General features: G+C 74.0%; 16 protein-coding genes. 5 read left to right on the top strand and 11 right to left on the bottom strand.

All coding sequences use genetic code 11. The features are described from left to right. The first annotated feature begins 280 nt into the window (after positions 1-280). Entirely contained in the window at positions 281-1,528 is a 1,248-nt protein-coding gene (locus ABZU32_RS27145; protein WP_354926320.1) for a glycosyltransferase, read from the top strand. 124 nt (positions 1,529-1,652) lie between these two features. Here ABZU32_RS27145 and ABZU32_RS27150 read toward each other — a convergent pair whose 3' ends face one another. The 3 genes from ABZU32_RS27150 to ABZU32_RS27160 all read right to left on the bottom strand — a co-directional run bounded on the left by ABZU32_RS27150 (position 1,653) and on the right by ABZU32_RS27160 (position 4,934). Continuing rightward, positions 1,653-3,203 (bottom strand): PLP-dependent aminotransferase family protein, encoded by a 1,551-nt coding sequence (locus ABZU32_RS27150; protein ID WP_354926322.1) that lies wholly within the window; start codon positions 3,201-3,203, stop codon positions 1,653-1,655. Positions 3,204-3,336: 133 nt separating this feature from the next. Then, on the bottom strand, positions 3,337-4,236 hold the full coding sequence (locus ABZU32_RS27155; protein ID WP_354926324.1) for a LysR family transcriptional regulator: 900 nt from the start codon (positions 4,234-4,236) through the stop codon (positions 3,337-3,339). Positions 4,237-4,292: 56 nt separating this feature from the next. Continuing rightward, entirely contained in the window at positions 4,293-4,934 is a 642-nt protein-coding gene (locus ABZU32_RS27160) for an NAD(P)H-binding protein (protein WP_354926326.1), read from the bottom strand. Between the two features lie 102 nt (positions 4,935-5,036). On the opposite strand from ABZU32_RS27160, the gene ABZU32_RS27165 reads away from it, so the two are divergent. After that, entirely contained in the window at positions 5,037-5,426 is a 390-nt protein-coding gene (locus ABZU32_RS27165; RefSeq protein WP_354926328.1) for a helix-turn-helix domain-containing protein, read from the top strand. 74 nt (positions 5,427-5,500) lie between these two features. Here ABZU32_RS27165 and ABZU32_RS27170 read toward each other — a convergent pair whose 3' ends face one another. Together ABZU32_RS27170 and ABZU32_RS27175 are read right to left on the bottom strand one after the other, a co-directional pair. Further along, a complete protein-coding gene (locus tag ABZU32_RS27170; protein WP_354926446.1) occupies positions 5,501-5,797 on the bottom strand; it encodes a dihydrofolate reductase family protein in 297 nt (98 codons plus the stop codon). A 39-nt stretch (positions 5,798-5,836) separates the two neighbouring features. Next, the gene (locus ABZU32_RS27175; RefSeq protein WP_354926329.1) at positions 5,837-6,202 is read right to left on the bottom strand and encodes a hypothetical protein; all 366 of its coding nucleotides are present in this window, start codon (positions 6,200-6,202) and stop codon (positions 5,837-5,839) included. A gap of 498 nt (positions 6,203-6,700) precedes the next feature. Between ABZU32_RS27175 and metE the strand changes: the two genes are divergently transcribed. Beyond that, positions 6,701-9,037, top strand: a complete 2,337-nt coding sequence (metE, locus tag ABZU32_RS27180; protein ID WP_354926331.1) for a 5-methyltetrahydropteroyltriglutamate--homocysteine S-methyltransferase — start codon at positions 6,701-6,703, stop codon at positions 9,035-9,037. 206 nt (positions 9,038-9,243) lie between these two features. Here metE and ABZU32_RS27185 read toward each other — a convergent pair whose 3' ends face one another. The 3 genes from ABZU32_RS27185 to ABZU32_RS27195 all read right to left on the bottom strand — a co-directional run bounded on the left by ABZU32_RS27185 (position 9,244) and on the right by ABZU32_RS27195 (position 11,323). Then, entirely contained in the window at positions 9,244-9,765 is a 522-nt protein-coding gene (locus ABZU32_RS27185) for an N-acetyltransferase family protein (RefSeq protein WP_354926333.1), read from the bottom strand. 105 nt (positions 9,766-9,870) lie between these two features. Further along, on the bottom strand, positions 9,871-10,242 hold the full coding sequence (locus ABZU32_RS27190) for a WD40 repeat domain-containing protein (RefSeq protein WP_354926335.1): 372 nt from the start codon (positions 10,240-10,242) through the stop codon (positions 9,871-9,873). A 61-nt stretch (positions 10,243-10,303) separates the two neighbouring features. Next, on the bottom strand, positions 10,304-11,323 hold the full coding sequence (locus ABZU32_RS27195; protein ID WP_354926337.1) for an aldo/keto reductase: 1,020 nt from the start codon (positions 11,321-11,323) through the stop codon (positions 10,304-10,306). A 167-nt stretch (positions 11,324-11,490) separates the two neighbouring features. On the opposite strand from ABZU32_RS27195, the gene ABZU32_RS27200 reads away from it, so the two are divergent. Next, positions 11,491-12,324 carry a helix-turn-helix transcriptional regulator gene (locus ABZU32_RS27200; RefSeq protein WP_354926339.1) on the top strand — a complete coding sequence of 278 codons (834 nt, stop codon included), beginning with the start codon at positions 11,491-11,493 and terminating at the stop codon, positions 12,322-12,324. 167 nt (positions 12,325-12,491) lie between these two features. Here the strand turns inward: ABZU32_RS27200 and ABZU32_RS27205 are convergent, their stop codons facing one another. Both ABZU32_RS27205 and ABZU32_RS27210 read right to left on the bottom strand, forming a co-directional pair. Continuing rightward, positions 12,492-12,911 (bottom strand): DUF4158 domain-containing protein, encoded by a 420-nt coding sequence (locus ABZU32_RS27205; protein ID WP_354926341.1) that lies wholly within the window; start codon positions 12,909-12,911, stop codon positions 12,492-12,494. Positions 12,912-13,072: 161 nt separating this feature from the next. Beyond that, on the bottom strand, positions 13,073-15,331 hold the full coding sequence (locus ABZU32_RS27210) for a BTAD domain-containing putative transcriptional regulator (RefSeq protein ID WP_354926343.1): 2,259 nt from the start codon (positions 15,329-15,331) through the stop codon (positions 13,073-13,075). Between the two features lie 333 nt (positions 15,332-15,664). Between ABZU32_RS27210 and ABZU32_RS27215 the strand changes: the two genes are divergently transcribed. Then, the gene (locus ABZU32_RS27215; RefSeq protein WP_354926345.1) at positions 15,665-16,543 is read left to right on the top strand and encodes an alpha/beta fold hydrolase; all 879 of its coding nucleotides are present in this window, start codon (positions 15,665-15,667) and stop codon (positions 16,541-16,543) included. 63 nt (positions 16,544-16,606) lie between these two features. On the opposite strand, the gene ABZU32_RS27220 is transcribed toward ABZU32_RS27215, so the two are convergent. Beyond that, entirely contained in the window at positions 16,607-17,461 is an 855-nt protein-coding gene (locus ABZU32_RS27220; protein ID WP_354926347.1) for an NAD(P)H-binding protein, read from the bottom strand. Positions 17,462-17,707 lie beyond the last annotated feature (246 nt).

A 17,707-nucleotide genomic window follows, 5' to 3' on the forward strand; every position in this document is an offset into this window, starting at 1 on the left:
CCGGCCGCGCATGTGCTGTGGTGATCATCGAGGACGCCCTGCGAGGGCTCGCCGGGGTGCGCGGACACGACGGCGCTCGCCGAGCGGTGCCGGACGCGCCCGTCCCCCGGCGCGACGAGGGGGGCGCCTGCTGAGCGGCGGAGCTGCGGAAGGGACAAGGAGGAATGCCCACTCCTTGCATTTCCAAGCTATAGCGCATGGGGGGCCTTGCCACAAGGCCCCGGTCGTGCCGCACAATCACCCCTCGACGCCGGAACACACCGAAACGGGGGGTCGTGGAATGCGGGTCGTATTGGAGACCTACGGGTCACGCGGGGACGTCGAGCCGATGACGGCGCTGGCGCTGCGGCTGAAGGCTCACGGCGCCGAGGTGCGGGTGTGCGCGCCGCCGGACTTCGCGGAACTGCTGGACGGCATCGACGTGCCGCTGACCCCGCTCGGCTGGCCGATCCGCGCGCTGGCGACCGGGGCGGTCCCCGGCATGGCGCAGCCGCGTCTGTCCGACATCGCCGCCGAGCTGACCGCCATGGCCTATGAGGCGGTCGCGGGGGTGGCGGAGGGGTGCGCCGCGGTGGTGGCCACCGGGTCGTTCCCGGCGGTGGCCGGTGCGCGGGCGGCGGCCGAGAAGCTGGGCGTGCCCTACGCGTTCGCCTCCTTCTCCCCCAGTTACCTGCCGTCGCCGCACCATGCGCCTCGTCCCTGGCCGGGTCAGGTGGTACCGGCGGAGGTGACCGGCAACCGGGCGCTGTGGGATCTCAACGCCGCGCACATGGACGCGATGTTCGGTGAGACGATCAACGCTCACCGGGCCTCGGTCGGGCTGGCGCCGGTCGACGGCGTCCGTGATCATGTCTTCACTCGCCGCCCGTTCCTGGCGGCCGACCCGGTCCTTGGTCCGTGGCAGGAGACCTCGGAGCTGGACGTGGCGCAGACCGGTGCGTGGATCCGGCCGGACGGGCGCCCGCTCCCCGCCGATCTGGAGGCGTTTCTCGCGGCCGGTGCGGAGCCGGTGTACGTGGGTTTCGGGAGCATGCTCGTGCGGGGGGCGAGCGCGCGGGAGGTCTCGCGGGCCGTCATCGACGCGGTGCGGTCGCAGGGCCGTCGCGTGGTGCTGGGGAGCGGCTGGGCCGATCTGGCGTTGGTCGATGAGCGGGACGACTGTTTCGTGGTGGGTGAGGTGAACCAGCAGGAGTTGTTCGGCCGGGTGGCGGCGGTCGTGCACCATGGCGGTGCGGGTACCACGGTGACGGCGGCCCGTGCCGGGGCGCCGCAGGTGATCGTGCCGCAGGTGGCCGACCAGCCGTACTGGGCGGGGCGGGTGACCGAGCTGGGCATCGGGACGGGGCACGAGGGTCCGACGCCGGGGGCCGGGTCCCTGTCGGCCGCGCTGAAGGTGGCTCTTGCCGCTGAGACCGTTGCCCGTGCGGCCGTTGTGGCCGAGACGGTTCGCGTGGACGGGGCGGAGGTGGCCGCCGGGCTTGTGCTGGACATGGCCGGCGAGGGCGGCGAGGGCGGGTCCGCGGGCTGATTCCCCGGACGGGGGCCCGCGTGGACGGCGGCCGTGCCTGTCCGCGGGGGCCGCCGCCGGGGGCCGGTCATCTGTGGTGGGGGTTGTTCGCCGCGTGGCGGTGTCGTGGTCTGGGGTGCGGTGTTCAGGACGGGTGAGGCAGCAGGCCGGCGATCACGGTGATGCCTTCGGTGATGTCGCCGGGGGCGGTGGCGGCGTATCCGAGGACCAGGCCCGGGGGGCCGGGGCGGTGGCGGTGCCATGACAGGGGCTGGACCTTGACTCCGCGTTCCAGGCAGGCCGCGGCGAGGGCGGTGTCGCTGACGTCCTCGGGGAAGGTGATCATGAGGTGCAGGCCGGCGGCGGCGCCGTGCACGGTGGCCTGCGGCAGGTGGGCGGTGATGGCGTCGATCATGGCGTCGCGGCGGCGGCGGTGTCGTCTGCGGATGTAGCGGAGTTGGCGTTCCATCTCCCCCGAGGCCATGACGTGGGCCAGGACGAGCTGGGTGAGGACGGCGTTGCCGAGGTCGGCGTTGCGTTTGGCGGTGATGAGGGCGTCGCGGTGCTCGGGCGGGGCGAGCAGCCATCCGACGCGCAGGGCGGGGGCGAGGAGCTTGGAGACGCTGCCGGCGTAGAAGACGTGGTCGCCGAGCATCGATCGCAGGGCGGGGACGGGCGGGCGGTCGTAGCGGTGTTCGGCGTCGTAGTCGTCTTCGATGATCAGGCCGCCGTCGGCGGCCCAGCGCATGAGGTCGCGGCGCCGGTGGCCGGACAGGACGACGCCGGTCGGGAACTGGTGGGCGGGGGTGAGCAGGACGGCGGGTGCGGTGGTGGCGGTGAGGTCGGTGACGCGCAGGCCGTCGGCGTCGACGGGGATGGGTGGGGTGGTGAGGCCCCAGTTGCGTAGTTGCTGGGCGGCGCCGAGGGATCCGGGGTCTTCGACGGCGATCTGGTCGATGCCGCGGTCGCGGAGGGTCTGGGCGATGAGGGCGAGGGCTTGGGCGACGCCGGCGACGATGAGGACGTGGGCGGGGTCGGTTCTGATGCCGCGGTTGCGGGCGAGCCAGTTGGCGACGGCCAGGCGCAGGGCGGAGGTGCCGCGGGGGTCTCCGTAGCCGAGTTGGGTGGCCGACAGGCCGGCCAGGATGGTGCGTTCGGCGCGGAGCCAGGCGGTGCGGGGGAAGGCGGCGAGGTCGGGGACGCCGGGAGACAGGTCGATGCGGGCGGGGGCGGCGCGCAGGGCGTCGAAGACGGTCTGGCCGGGTGTGGTGTCGAACAGGCCGGTGGGGTGGCCGTGGTGGCGGGGGCCGGTTGGTGGGGTGGGTGGGCGGGGCGCGGTGATGGGGGCGGCGACGACGATGGTTCCGGCTCGTCCTCGGCCGGCGATGTGGCCGTCGTCGATGAGGCGCTGGTAGGCGGCGGTGATCAGGCCGCGGGAGACGCGCAGTTCGGTGGCCAGGACGCGGGTGGCGGGCAGGCGGGTGCCGATGGGCAGGCGGCCGTCGGAGATGGCGTGCCGTAGTTGGGTGGCGAGCCATTCGGAGCGGCCGCGTGGGGGTGCGTCGGTGATGGTGAGTTGCAGGAAGTCCGAGCCGTGCAGGTCGTGCGGGTCCTGCGGCAGGGGCTGGTGGGGTGGCGGGTCGCCGGGGGGCGGGGTTGTGGACCGGTTGCCGGTGGCGGGGGTGGTCCTGTTCATCGGGCCATTGTGACGTGACGTGGTGGCCGTATGGGCGACGCGGCCGGCCCGTGCGTGAGCACCGCCGGGCGGCGGGGGGATCGTGACCGTCGAGGCCGCGCGCTCGGCCGCGGCGTTGTCGCGTGCGGGGATGTCATCGGGTCCACAGGGACTCCTGGACGGCGTGGACCACGGTCATCAGCTCGGGAGTGGCGCGGTCGGGCGGCCAGGCCAGGCCGTAGGTCAGGCGCAGCCGTCCGGCCGCCAGGGGGACGAAGCCGATGTCGGGCCGCCGGATGGAGGAGGCCACCAGGTGGGGTACCGGCAGCAGGCCGGCGCCGGCGGCCACCTGGTCGAGCAGGGCGGCGAAGTCGTCGATCTCCTCCCCCACGATGTGGTGCTGGTGGGGGCCGTGCAGGGCGGCGGCCAGTTGTGCCCACATGCCGCCGCGCGGCCGGTGGGCGGGCATGAGGATCTTGTGGGAGGCGAGTTGGGCGGGGCGGACGGCGGGGGCCGCGGCCAGGGGGTCGCCGGCCGGTACGGCCAGGTGGGCGACGGCGACGCTGAAGCGGGCGCCGGTGGTGTAGCCGGTGGGGAACGGCGCGCCGACCACGGCGGCCGCCACTTCGCCCGTGGCCAAGGCCGCCATGGCGGCGCGGCGGCCGGCGGGGCGCAGTTGGAGTTGCACGGCGGGGCGGCGGCGGGCCAGTCGCCGGGCGGCTTGGGCGACCAGGGCGCCGGCCGGGGGCGGGTAGGCCAGGGTGATGAGCGTCCGGGGTGGCGTGGCCTGGCGGGCCGCCTCGGCGCGCAGGGCGGAGGCGGTCTCCAGCAGCGCTTCGGCGTAGGGCAGCAGGGCCGTGCCGGCCGGTGACAGGCGCACGTCGCGGCTGGTGCGTTCGAACAGTCGCACGCCGAGCGCCCGTTCGGCCCTGCCGATGGCCTGGCTGATCGCCGGTTGGGACAGTCCGAGGTCGGTGGCGGCACGGGAGAAGCTGAGGGTCTGGGCCACGCGGGCGAAGCAGCCGATCTCGCGCAGCGTCGGTGCCGGTTCCACCGCCCCAGTATGGCCGCCGCGCGCGGGTGGGGTGGTCAGGGCGGGGGAACCGTCGTTCAGGCTTGCTGGACGGTGATGGCGGCGCGGTGGCAGCGGGGTGTGTCGATCTCGTCGAGCAGCGCGATGGCGAAGTCGGCGTAGGTGATCCGGCCGGCGGGGTCGGCGTGCTCGGTGATCCGGTAGTGGCCGGTGGGGGTGCCGAGGTGGTCGAAGTCGCCGGTCGGGGCGACATAGGCCCAGTCGAGGTCGCTGTTTCGCAGTTCGTGGAGGCCGGCGGCGTGGCCGAGGTAGAAGGAGCGGTACTCGTTGGGGTAGCCGGGTTGGTCCATGAGTGGGGCGCCGGAGGCTCCGGGCAGGATGGAGGCCAGGCCGACGACCACCAGCCGGCGCACGCCGGTGCGGGCGGCCGCCGTGGTCAGGGCGCGGGCGGCGGTGGTGAAGAAGTCGTGGGCGGGGGCCGACAGGTCCACCGCGGCGCTGATGGCGGCGTCGTGCCCGGCGGCGGCGCGTTCGACGCTCGCCTGGTCGGTGACGTCGCCCGCCACCAGGTGTGCCTGGCGCAGGTCGGGGTGACTGTGCAGGTCGGGGTGGCCGTGCGGGTCACGCACGACGGCGGTGACGTGGTGGCCGCGGCGGGTGGCCTCGGCGACGGCCCGCCGTCCGGCCCGGCCGCCCGCTCCGAAGATCACGATGTTCATGGGGTGCGCCCTTTCACCAGGGCCGGGCGGTTGTGCCCGGCCGGTTTCGTGGACGCTATCGGGGGGCCCGGTTTCCTCGGGGATACCGGTTATCGTGGGGCCATGAGGCAACCCTTGCCCGCCGACATGTACGACGAGCTGTGCCCGTCGTCGCTGAATCCGATCCGGTTCGGGTTCGGCGACAAGTGGGCGGCGCTGGTGATCCGCTGTCTGCAGGACGGGCCGCGCCGGTTCTCGGAGCTGCGCGTGCCGCTCGGCCGGGTCACCGCCAAGGGTTTGACGCGGTCGCTGCGGTCGTTGGAGCGGGGTGGCCTGGTCCGGCGCACCGTTGTCGCCGGGGCGGGGTCGCGTGTGGAGTACGAGCTGACGCCGCTGGGCCGCAGCATGCTGGCGCCGATGGCGGCGGCGTGCGCGTGGGCCGAGGATCACTGGGATGAGCTGCTGGAGGCGCGCGAGTCCCATGACGCCGCTTCTCTGGACCGGGCCGGCTGATCTCGCTTTCCGGGGCGGGTGTGGCCGTCTTGGGGCGGCCGGATCACGCCGGGAAGGGATCACGCCTGTGACGGTCAGGCCGGGGTGTACACCCGTTCGAGGATTCCGGACGGGAAGGCCGTGCTCTTCACCAAGCGCAGGTTCACGGCCTGATCCAGCTCGGGGAACAGCGGCGTGCTCTTGCCTGTGACGGCGGGCAGCACCCACAGGCGGTACTCGTCGACCACGCCGAGCTTGATCAGGGAGTGCATGAACTCGGTGCCGCCGGCGGCGACGAGGTCCTTGCGGGGCTCGGCCTTGAGTTCGGCGATCTCCTCGGCGGTGTCACCGCCGGCGCTGCGGGTCTTCGGCCAGTCGCCGGCCGTTTTCAGGGTGTTGCGACCCCGGCGACGCGGACGGCAGGGGCGCGGTCAGGCCGTGCCGGTCGCGCGGGTGCGGCGGCCGGACCAGGCCTGGCTGAGCTGGACGAGGCTGATCCCGAACATCAGCGCGCCGAGGGGGACGTGCAGGGTTTTCATGTGCGCGATGCCGAGCGCCACCTGCGCCAGCGTGAGGCCGAGGAACCCGGCCGTGTGCAGGATGGGCCGGGGTGAGCCGCCGCCGGGCCGCCAGGCCAAAATCGTGCCGGCCACGTTGATGACCGCCACGGTGAACATGGTGTACGCCCCGGCGCTGTGGAAGGTGTGGCCGCCGGGCAAGGACAGCAACAGCCCGGCGGTGATCGTCTGGACGAACAGGACCAGCGTTTGCAGGGTGATCGCGACACGCACGAACATGGGTGGCTCCTTGACGGCTGCGGACGGGTGAGACGGCGGCGATCGGCGCGCGCAAGGGTGTCTCAATGGCCCGACGACACAACCCTCGAGAATGTGAGGTGCCCGCCACGCCGCGGGTTCGGTCCGCGGTTCGGTCCGTCGTGGCGGTGGGATCGGCGCCGCCGGGGCGGGAGGAGCCGGTGGTACCGGCCGGCGAGCCGGGCGCCCCGGCTGGGCCATGACCTCGATCACGCCGGAACTCCGGGATACGTGACCAGTAGCCGAGGCGGTCCGCGGTCAGATCGATAAGGCCCATGAATAGGGTCCTTCGGAGTGCTTCGGGTCTTCACCGGGCGACTCGTCCAGGCGGCGCGGGCGTGCCGGCCCTCCCCCACCATCCGGGCCGGCGGCCTACGCGTTCACATGATCTATAAGTGTTGTCGATTGATCTGGCCGCGCGGGGAGTGGGGTGGGCAGGATGCCGGAGGTCGTGCCGGACTCGTGAACCAGGAGCCACCAATGACAGCCCCCTTCCCCGCCTCCACCGTGCTCGGGTATCCCCGCATCGGCCCGGACCGGGAGCTCAAACGCGCCCTGGAGGCGTACTGGCGGCAGGACATCGGCCTGCGGGAGCTGCGCGCCACGGGCGCGGGCCTGCGCGAGCGGACCTGGCTGCGCCTGGCCGAGCTCGGCCTGGCCGCCCTGCCCTCCAACACCTTCTCCTTCTACGACCACGTCCTGGACACCGCGATCATGGTCGACGCGGTGCCCGGCCGTCATCGCCGCCCGCAGGCCGAGGACACCGCCTTCGCCATGGCGCGCGGGGACGAGCACGCCACCCCGTTGCGCATGACCAAGTGGTTCGACACCAACTACCACTACATCGTCCCGGAGATCGGCCCGGACACCGTCTTTCGCGCCGTGTGCGACAAGCCGGTGGCCGAGGTCCGCCAGGCCCGCGCTCTGGGCCTCACCACCCGGCCCGTCCTGCTCGGCCCGGTCACCTTCCTGCTGCTGTCGCAGTCCGGGCCCGGCGCCCCGGCCGGGTTCCGCCCGCTGGAGCGCCTGCGGGACCTGCTGGAGGTCTACGAGCGGGTGCTGTCGGCGCTGGCGGCCGAAGGCGTCCCATGGGTGCAGCTGGACGAACCGGCGCTGGTGGCCGACCGCACCCCCGCCGAACTGGCCGCCACCGGGGAGGCCTACCGGAGGCTCGGCGCCCTCACCGACCGTCCCGCGCTGCTGGTCGCCTCCGCCTACGGAGAGCTCGGCGCGGCGCTGCCCGTCCTGGCCGGCACTCCGGTCGAGGCGATCGGCCTGGACCTGGTGCGCGGAGCCGCCGGCCTGGACGCCGCGCTGCGGACGCCCGGACTGGCCGCCAAGACCGTGGTGGCCGGAGTGGTCGGCGGGCGTGAGGTGTGGCGCACCGACCAGCGGCGGGCCCTTGCCACCCTGCTGGCCCTGCGCCCCGCCGCCGCCCGGGTCGTGGTCTCCACGTCCTGCTCGCTGCTGCACCTGCCCTACGACGTCGAACGGGAAGACGGGCTGGACCCCCGGCTGCGCGCCCGCCTGGCCTTCGCCGAGCAGAAGGTCTCCGAGGTGGTCGAACTCGCCGGGCGCCTGGCCGGCGTCCCCGCCGGCGCCCCCGCTCCCGACCGGCACGACCCCGCGTCCCGGCAGGCCGCGGCCGACCCCTCCCCCGTCCCTGCGGCGCCCGCCCGCAGCCCCTACCCGGTGCGCGCGGCGGCCCAGCAGGCCCATCTCGGGCTGCCGCCGCTGGCGACCACGACCATCGGCTCCTTCCCCCAGACCGGTGAGCTGCGCGCGGCCCGCGCCGCGCTGGCCGCCGGGCGCCTGAGCGTAGAGGACTACGAGGAGCGGGTGCGGCGGGAGATCCACCAGGTGATCGGGCTGCAGGAGCGGCTCGGCCTGGACGTGCTGGTGCACGGGGAGCCCGAACGCAACGACATGGTGCAGTACTTCGCCGAGCACCTGGAGGGGTTCGCCGTCACCCGGCACGGCTGGGTCCAATCCTACGGCTCGCGCTGCACGCGCCCGCCTATCTTGCACGGCGACGTGCGCCGTCCCGAGCCGATCACCGTGCGCTGGACCCGCTACGCCCAGTCGCTGACCACCCGGCCGGTCAAGGGCATGCTCACCGGCCCGGTCACCATCGCCGCCTGGTCGTTCGTCCGCGAGGACCTGCCGCTGGCCCGGGTGGTCGCCCAGATCGCCGACGCCGTCCGCCAGGAGGTGGCCGACCTGGAGGCCGCCGGCACCGCCGTCATCCAGGTCGACGAGCCCGCCCTGCGCGAGCTGATGCCGCTGCGCGCCGCCGGGCAGGCCGCCTACCTCGCATGGGCCGTCGGCGCCTACCGGCGGGCGACCGGCGGCGCCGGTGACCGCACCCAGATCCACACCCACCTGTGCTACTCCGACGCCGGGCAGATCCTGCAGGCGATCGACGCGCTGGACGCCGACGTCACCACCGTGGAGTCGGCCCGCTCCCACGGGCGGCTGCTCGCCGAACCGGCCGTGGCCGCCTTCGCCCGCGGCCTGGGGCCGGGGGTGTACGACATCCACTCTCCGCGGGTGCCGGACGCCGCGGAGGTGGCCGGTGGGATCGAGGCGGCGCTGCGCGCGCTGCCGGCCGCCCAGGTGTGGGTCAATCCCGACTGCGGGCTGAAGACCCGCACCTACCGGCAGGTGGAGTCCGCGCTGGCCGCCATGGTCGAGGCCGCCCGCCAGGTCCGCGCCGCCGTCGTGCCGCTCTCGCGGGCGGGGGCCGGCGCGACGGCGGCCGGTCAGTCCGGGGCGGCCCGGCCGCCTGCGGCGGGGGCCGGCGCCGAGCGTCGCTGACAGAGCCGGTGTCCTCTCGTGCGACCTGACGGGCCGGGTGGTCGTGCGCGCCGGCGTCCCGGTCCCCCGTGTGGGCGGGGTTCGACCGGAGGTGAGGGGACCCGGCGGCCGGCCCTGCGAACGGGTGGGTGGGCCTGTCAGGCGGGGTGCCGGCGTTGGGCCTGCCAGGCGGGTGCCGGCGTCCGGCAGGACAGGTCGGTCGCCGGTCAGTCGCCGGTGGGGGTCAGGGCGCGCTGCATCAGCACGGTGTCGATCCAGCGGCCGTGCTTGTGGCCGACCTCCTTCAGCAGCCCCGCCCGGGTGAACCCGAAGGCCTCGTGCAGCGCGATCGAGCCGGGGTCGCCGGTGTCGGCGATGACGGCCACCATCTGGCGGGCGCCCGCCCGGGTGCACCCGGACAGCAGCGGGCCCATCAGCGCCCGGCCGAGCCCTCGCCCGGTGTGGCCGGGGGCCAGGTAGATGCTGTCCTCGACGGTGTGCCGGTAGGCGGGCTTGGGCCGGAACGGCCCGGCGTAGGCGTACCCGGCCACCGTCCCGTCCAGTTCGGCCACCAGGAACGGCAGCGCGCGCCCGGCCAGGTCGTCCAGGCGCCGCCGCCAGTCCTCAAGGCCCGGCGGCGTCTCCTCGAAGGTGGCGACGCCTCCCAGGACGTAGTGGGTGTAGATGGCCGCGACGGCCGGAAGGTCGCCGAGCGTCGCCGCCCGGATCGTCGCGTGTACCTCGGGCACGGCGCTCCCGCTCCTCACTTGACCGGACATCACAAACATGACCGATATAGCAGACGCGCGCGGGCCTGCCCGCGCGCCCCACGACCGAAGGGCGCTTGGCAGGGGTCACGGAGGGCGGCCGGGCTCGCCGGCAAGTGCGGCCCGCACGGCCTGGAGCCCGCGGCACGTCTGCTCCCGTTCGAGTTCGGTGCCGGCCGGTTCCAGCGCTTCCCGGTAAAGGACGCAGGGCTCGGGTCGGCCGGCGCGGCATAGGCTCCGGTGAGGCGTGAACGACCGGATCGCGATGCCACAGGCCTCTCGAAGAAGCGGAAGATGATCGGGTGGCAAGGCGACGTCCCACATCCGCACCGTCTTGTCGTGGCCGGCGCTGGCCAGGCGTTTGCCGTCCGGGCTGAACGCCACCGCGTACACCGTGTTGGTGTGGCCGGTGAGGGGGGCGCCACGGTGAGCGGGGCGCGCTGAGCCTTCCTCGTGCACCCGCCTGCGGTGTGCCAGGGCCGGACCACCTCCCGGGCAGGCCGCCGCCTGGCCTCCGGGCTCAGGCCGCCGACCGGAGCCCGGCGGGACGACGCCGGAGAGTGGGGTCGAGCAATGCCGGGGGCTTGTACTCCTGGTCGAGCGCGCTGACCTCGGTGCCCGGCGGGACGATCTTGTCGATCCGGTCGAGGATGTCGTCGGACAGCTCGACGTCGGCCCCGGCCAGAAGGTCGTCGAGGTGTTCCATGGTGCGCGGGCCGAGGAGCGCGGCGGTGACGCCCGGGTGGGCGATGGCGAACGCCATGGCCAGGTGGGTCATGGGCAGGCCGGCCTCCTCGGCGAGCGGGATGAGCTGTTCGACGACGTCGATGCGGCGCTCGTCGGTGAGGTGGCGGGAGAACCGGACGCGTTTGAGGTCGTTCTCACCGCCCTTGCGCACCCGGCCGGTCAGCAGGCCCTGGCCGAATGGACCCCACGCCATGACGCCCATGCCGTACTCCTGCGCCAGCGGCAGGACCTCCCGTTCGATGCCGCGGTTCAGGATCGAGTACGGCGGCTGCTCGGTGCGGAACCGCTGCAGGCCGGCGCGTTCGGCGGCCCACTGCGCCTGGACGATCACCGAGGCGGGCGTCGTCGAGGAACCGATCACGCGCACCTTGCCGGCCCTGACGAGGTCGGTCAGAACGGAAAGGGTCTCCTCCAGGTCGGTGTCCGGGTCAGGCCGCTGGAGCTGATAAATGTCGATGTAGTCGGTGCCGAGCCGGCGCAGGGAGTTCTCGACGGCGGTGGTGATCCAGCGGCGGGAGGCACCCTGCTGGTTGACGCCCTCGCCCATGGGCATGCCGACCTTGGTGGCCAGGACCACCTCGTCGCGGCGGCCCTTGAGGGCCTTTCCGACGATGTCCTCGGAGTCGGCGTAGCGGTCGGCGGTATCGATGAGGTTGATCCCGGCGTCGGTCGCCTTGTGGATGATCCGGACCGACTCGTCCGGGTCGTTGCCCATCTGGCTGGCGAACATCAACGTGCCAAGTGCGTAGGGGCTGACCTTGATCCCGGTCCGCCCGAGGTTGCGATACTTCATGAACGTGCTCCTTCGGTCCCGACCGGCGAGTGGGTCCCCCCGCCGACCACCGCCCGTCGGCCGGTACATCCACCTTCCGCGGACCCGCGGGCATCAACCAGTACCCGCCGCAGCCAGTGGACCCGGAGTACCACGACGGGACGCGGCCGATTGCCCATACTGGGGAGATGACCGGATCCACCGATCTTGGCAGGTCCTTGCACGCCTGGCGGGATCGCACGAAGCCGGCCGAGGCCGGTCTGCCGGACGACGGACGCCGGCGCGCGCCGGGACTACGGCGTGAGGAGCTCGCCCTGCTCACCGGCTTGTCCGTCGACTACATCGTGCGGCTCGAACAGAGCAGGTCGACGAATCCGTCCCCCCAAGTACTGTCCGCGCTGGCTCGGGCGTTGCGGCTGACGACGGCGGAGCGTGAGCACCTCTTCGTGCTCGCCGGTCAGGCGGTGCCGGGCCCCGGGCAGATTTCCGACCATGTGCCGGCAGGCGTCCAGCGCCTGCTGGATCGGCTGACCGGCACACCGCTGAGCGTGTACGACGCCGCATGGAACCTCATCACGTGGAACCGGTTGTGGGCCGCGCTGTTCGGCAACCCGCCCGCGTCACGCGGCTTCGGGAGGAATGCGGTGTGGTGGTCCTTCGTGGAACCACCCGCCGGATACCCCCGGGCGGTGAGCAGGGAGACGGGTCACCGCGCCGCCTTCATGTCCGACCTGAGAGCGGCGTCGGCTCGCTATCCGAAGGATGCCGGACTGGCCGCACTGATCGATGAGCTCCTTGCCCGGAGCGGTGACTTCGCGGCGCTGTGGGGCTCCGGGGTGGTAGGTGTGCACGAGCCCCTGACCAAGACGGTCCGGCACTCGAGCGTCGGCGAACTCACCCTCGACTGCGACATCCTCGCGGCGCTCGGCACCGATCTGCGGATCATGGCCTTCACCGTGGCGGAGGGTAGCGAGACCGCCGAGCGGCTGCGGCTACTGGAGGTCGTCGGCGTCCAGGGCTGACGGGCGTCGTCGCGTCCGGGCTCGACGGGCGCCGGAACGGACAGATGTGGGCCCGCAGCGCCGGGTCGGCCAGATAGCTGCGTCGGTGTCGCCGAGCGCATCCACCTGATCCAGCCATCTCACCTGCTCACGGAAGCGCGACCAGGTGGCCCGCCGGGCGGGCTTCTTCAGCCGGTTGAACGTCGACTCGCCGTCCGGCCCGACGACGAGCAGACCTTCCATCCGGGCCTGGCCGGCCTCGCCCATCCGCCGCAGGATCGTGGCGAAGCCTGACGCTGGCGCACCAGCTTGCGATGCGCCTTCGCGCTGCCGGAAGAGCCATGGTCCGGCCAGACGTCCTCGGCCGACTCCAGGCAACGCCGGACGTGGTCGACCACCACCTCGGGGATCTCGTCCGGGGACGGGAAGCGCGCCATCTTCTGAAAACACTTCAACGCCAGCACCAGCGCAAAGCACGATTCGGGGCTGCCAGTGCGCTTTTCGGCCCAGGCCACCTCTTCCGGCGAGGGCGTGAAGAACACGTGCAGCATCCGCGCCGACGTCAGCCGCTTGAACTGCGGATAGGCGGTCCGCTCGATCCACGTCATCCCAGGGCCGTCCCTCGCATCGATCCCGGCATCCAAGACGCCGGAACCGTAGCGACGATCAACCCCCACCGGATGGCGTGTTCACCAAACCGCAACCAACCCCAAGCGGAGGGTCACATCATCGGACGAACGAGCCCTCTGAGCAGCGCCTCAACGCTCCACTATCCCTTTCTCCCGTACTTGGTCCGCTCCCCGGGGTGGGGGGCATCGTGCGCCAGGGCGGTGGTCAGGTCGGCGAGGTGCCGGGAGACCGGGCCCAGGGTGAGCAGCCCGCTGCCCGCGCCGGCCGACTCGGCCGCCGCCGGGGTGAGCTCGGCGATGGCGCGGCGCATCAACGGCCGATCACCCACGGCGGCGGCCGCGCGTGCGGCCAGGCACCACAGGGCCTCGAACAGCAGGTCGCGGGGCGGGTCGGGCATCTCGCGCAACGCCGCGGCGGCCTCCTGGCACCGGCCCTCGGCCACCAGGACCACCGGACGGGCCCAGGGAGCGTACGGGCCCCAGCCGGCGCGTTCGCCGGCGGCCACAGGCGGCAGCCCATGCCGCACGCGCAGGCACAGAAGCGCCAGCGGCAGCAGTCCCCGCTCCAGCCCCGGCATCCCCGCGCCCTCCAGCCGGGTGGCGGCCCGCAGGTAGGCCGCCTCCACCTCGGCCACCGGCGCCTGCCCGGTCACATCCAGCCGCAGCGCCCGGTACCACTCGGTGAACACGCCCAGCAGCGGCAGCTCGTGGCGTTCGGCCAGGCGGTCCGCGGCGCGAGCGTGGGCGTCGGCCGCCGCGAAGTCGGCGAGCGCGCACCGGGCCTGCAGGCGGATGAGGTGCCCGAGCACCTCGTAGGTGGCCAGACCGTGCCGGGCCGCCAGGGTGACCAGTTCGGCGCCGATCTCGTCGCGGCGCGGTGCCAGCCCCGCACGCGCGAAACTCTGCATGAACGCGCCGTTGAGCGCGAAGGCCAGCAGGGCGGGATCGTCCAGACGGCGGGCGATCCGCTCGGCCTGGCGCGCGGCCTCGGGGCCCCGCGCCGCGCGGGTGCCGCGTGACTCCAGCGCGATCGTGGCCAGCAGACGGGCCCGGGCCGCCTCGTGCGCTCCCGGCGGCAGGGCGGCCAGCGTGCGCTCGGCCGCCGCCACGACCCGCGCCGCCTGCGGCGGGTCGTCCAGACGGGTCCAGATGGCCGGGACGTCGTAGGCGCCTATGACCCGGGCGGTCAGCTCGGGGTCGCCCAGTTCCTCCGCCGCCGTCACGGCGGCCACCCGGTGCCTGCGGGCGGCCTGGAGGCCGCCGCCTCCGGTGACCGCGAGGCTGCGCAGCAGGCCCACCGTCGACTCCAGGCGGGCCCGGGCACCGGAGGGCACGGCGCGGTCGTACACCGCGGCCGTCCGCGCCCACACCTCCGCCGCCGAGCCGGACACTCCCGGGGGATCGGGCGGCTCGGCCGCCCCGGCGGCACCAACGGCCGCCCCACCGGTCATCGCATCGGTCATCGCGATCGCATCGGACGCCGCATCGGACGCCGCGTCAGGTGCCGCATCGAGGACCGGATCGGTGATCGCCGCAGGCGCCGCAGCGGGGACCGCGTCGAAGGGCTCGTCCGGGGTCGAGGGCGGCTCTTGCGGCGAACCGGGCGCTGGAGGCGGCGCCACGTCCAGGGCAGGTGGTGCGGGAGTGAGGTGGTCGGCCTGGTGGAGGATGTCGGCTTCGAGCCGGCGGAGCGCGGGGCCCGGGTCCACGCCGAGTTGCTCGACCAGCAGTGTGCGTGCCCGCCGCAGGACGGCCAGGGCGTCGCCTTGCCGGCCGGCGCGGTACAGCGCCAGGGCCAGCAGCCGCCAGGCGTCCTCGCGCCAGGGGTGCTCGGTCACGTGGGCGTCCAGATCGGGCACCGCCTCGGCGGCCGGCCCCAGCGCCAGGCGGGTCTCGGCCTGGCGTTCCACGGCGTGCAGCCGCAGCTCGGCCAGGCGGGCACGCTCGGCGCGGGCCCAGTGCTCGGCGGTGAAGTCGGCGTAGGCAGGGCCACGCCACCAGCCGAGCGCCTCCTCCAGCCGGACGAGAGCCTGCGTGGGGGGCAGCGTGGCGGCGGCGGCCACCGCCTGTTCGAAGCGCCAGGCGTCCACCGAACCGGGATCGGCGCGCAGCGCGTACCCCGGGCCCTCGGTGACCAGCAGCCGGGAGGGCGCGCGGGGCGGGCGTTCGGGCTCAAGGGCGCGGCGCAACGCGGCGACGAACGTGCGCACGGCGCCGACCGCGCCCGCGGGCGGGTCCTCCCACAGGTCGTCGACCAGATGGGTGACCGGGACGACGCGGCGGCGGGCGACGACCAGCCGGGCCAGCACCGCGCGGTGCCGGGGGCCCTTCAGGGCGATCGCGGACCCAGCGCCGTCCCAGGCCGTCACCGGCCCGAGCACCCCGAACACGACCCGCACCTTCCGACCGTCCTTCCTTGGACATCCACCTGGCCTGGAGTCTCCCGTCCTTCCAGGCGTCCGGCCCCCTCCGGGGGTGTCGCCCCTGGCCACGGTAGCGCGCTGACCGGATGCTCATCCGGGCCCGGCACGCTGGTCAGTGCCGGTCCCCCGGGGTGCGATCAGCCGAACGGGGTCCATCCCTCCGCGGATCGACCGGCACCCGTTCCACCCGGCGGCGGCCATCGCCCTCGCAGACCGATCGGCAGCGGGCCGATCGGCGGCCGCCGCGTGGACACGGCGTCCACCGCTCACCCCGACCGGCACCGGTCGTCAACAGAAAAGGGCTCGATCATGGTCCCTGTCATCTCCGGTTTCGACTACCAGCGCGTCCCCGTCGCCGACGGCGTCCATCTCAACGTCGCCGTCGGCGGCTCGGGCAGTCCCGTCGTGCTTCTGCACGGCTTCCCGCAGACCCATCTGATGTGGCGGCACGTCGCCGCCGACCTGGCGGCCGGCCACACCGTGATCTGTCCCGACCTGCGAGGTTACGGCGCCAGCGACAAGCCCGCCGAGACCGGCCCGGCCGTCTACGCCAAGCGCACCATGGCCGCCGACATCGTCGCCCTGGCCCGCGCGCTCGGTCACGAGCGTTTCGCGCTGGCCGGGCACGACCGCGGGGCGTTGGTCGCCTTCCGCGCCGGGCTCGACCACCCTCAGGCGATCACCCACCTGGCCTGCCTGGACGTGCTGCCGACCTTGGACATGTGGGAGGCGATGCACGGCGTCGGCGCCGCCGTCGGCTTCCACCTCTATCTGATGTCCCAGCCGCCCGGCCTGCCGGAGCGGATGATCGCCGGTGCCGCGGACGCGTTCTTCGGCCACTTTCTCGACATCTGGGCCGGCGACCCGGGGGCGATCCCGGCCGAGGTCCGCGCGGCCTACCTGGAGGCGTCCCGGGGCGCCGTCGACTCGATCGTGGCCGACTACCGCGCTTCCGCCGGCATCGATGTCGTCCACGACCAGGCCGATCGGGACGCCGGTCACCGGCTGGGGATGCCGGTCGCCGTGCTTCAGCAGGACTGGGGGGCCGCGCTGGGGTTCGACGCGGCGGCCCTGTGGGGCGCCTGGGCCGCCGACCTGCGGCACAGCACGGTCGGCTGGGGCCACTTCATGGCCGAGGAGGCCCCCGCCGGCGTCGCCGGGGCGCTGCGCGATCTGCTGTCGCGCTGACCGGCGGGACCGGTTCGCGCGCGCGGCGGCGAGGACGGGGGCGGGACGGCGGTGCCCGGCCGGTCAGCCGGTGAAGTCGGCCACGTGGTCGCCCACCCAGGTGGCGAAGGTGCGAGGGGTGTGGCCGGTGAGCCGTTCGACGGCGTCGGTGAGGGGGACGGGACGGCCGTCATGGGAGCGCCAGAAGTTGACCAGGGCGTCGGCGTAGGGGCCGGGGATGTGGTCGGACATCTCACGCTTCCACTCTTGGGGACTGACGTGCGCGATCGTGGCGGACCGGCCGGTGATCGCGCCGATCATGTCGAGTTGCCGGCGGAAGGTGAGCGACTGCGGGCCGGTCAGGTGGAAGTGCCCGCCCCGGTGGCGCGGGTCGGTGAGCACCGTGCGGGCGGCCTCGGCCAGGTCGCGTTCGTGCAGAGGGTCGGTGTGGGCGTCGGGGTAGGGCAGGCTGACCGGGCGGCCGGCCCTGATGGGCCAGGACCACGCGGCGGCGTTGGAGGCGAACGAGCCCGGGCGCAGGAGCGTGGTGGCGATCGGCGCGGCCAGCAGGGCGGTCTCCACGTCCAGATGCGCCCTCGCCAGCGGGTCGCCGGCGGCGCCCGCTCCGAGGACCGACGCGGAGGACAGCAGGACGATGTGCTGGACGCCGGCGGTGACGGCGGCGTCGACGAACTCGCCGATGCGGGCGGCCTCGGCGTACAGGAAGACCGCGCCGACGCCGGACAGGGCGGCGGGGAAGGTCGCCGGATCCCGCAGGTCGCAGGCGACGGCCGGGACTCCGGCGGGGACCCGCAGCCGTTCGGGGGCGCGGGAGGCGACGCGCACGGGGTGCCCGCCGGCGTGCAGCAGGGCCAGCAGGTGGGTGGCGACCGCGCCGCGGCCGCCGGTGAGAAGGATCGGGCAGGTGTTCTCGGACATGACGAAGCACGCTCTCTCGTGAGAGATCAGACGGCCCGTCAAAGGGAGCCGCCGTGCCGGCCGGATGTCCCGACACGCCCGCGAACGGGCGCCGCACCTTACGCGGCAGAACCTACCACGCCCCCGCCCCTGGCCGCCCCTGGCCGCCCGGGGCCGGCCCGGCGGCCGCCTGTGCATGCGGGAGGTGCTCTCTGGGTCAAGGTGCTGTGGGAACCGCCGCGGCGGTCGCCGAGATGATGAACCGCG

Source organism: Sphaerisporangium sp. NPDC005288 (genome assembly GCF_040607475.1).
Classification (GTDB): domain Bacteria; phylum Actinomycetota; class Actinomycetes; order Streptosporangiales; family Streptosporangiaceae; genus Sphaerisporangium; species Sphaerisporangium rhizosphaerae.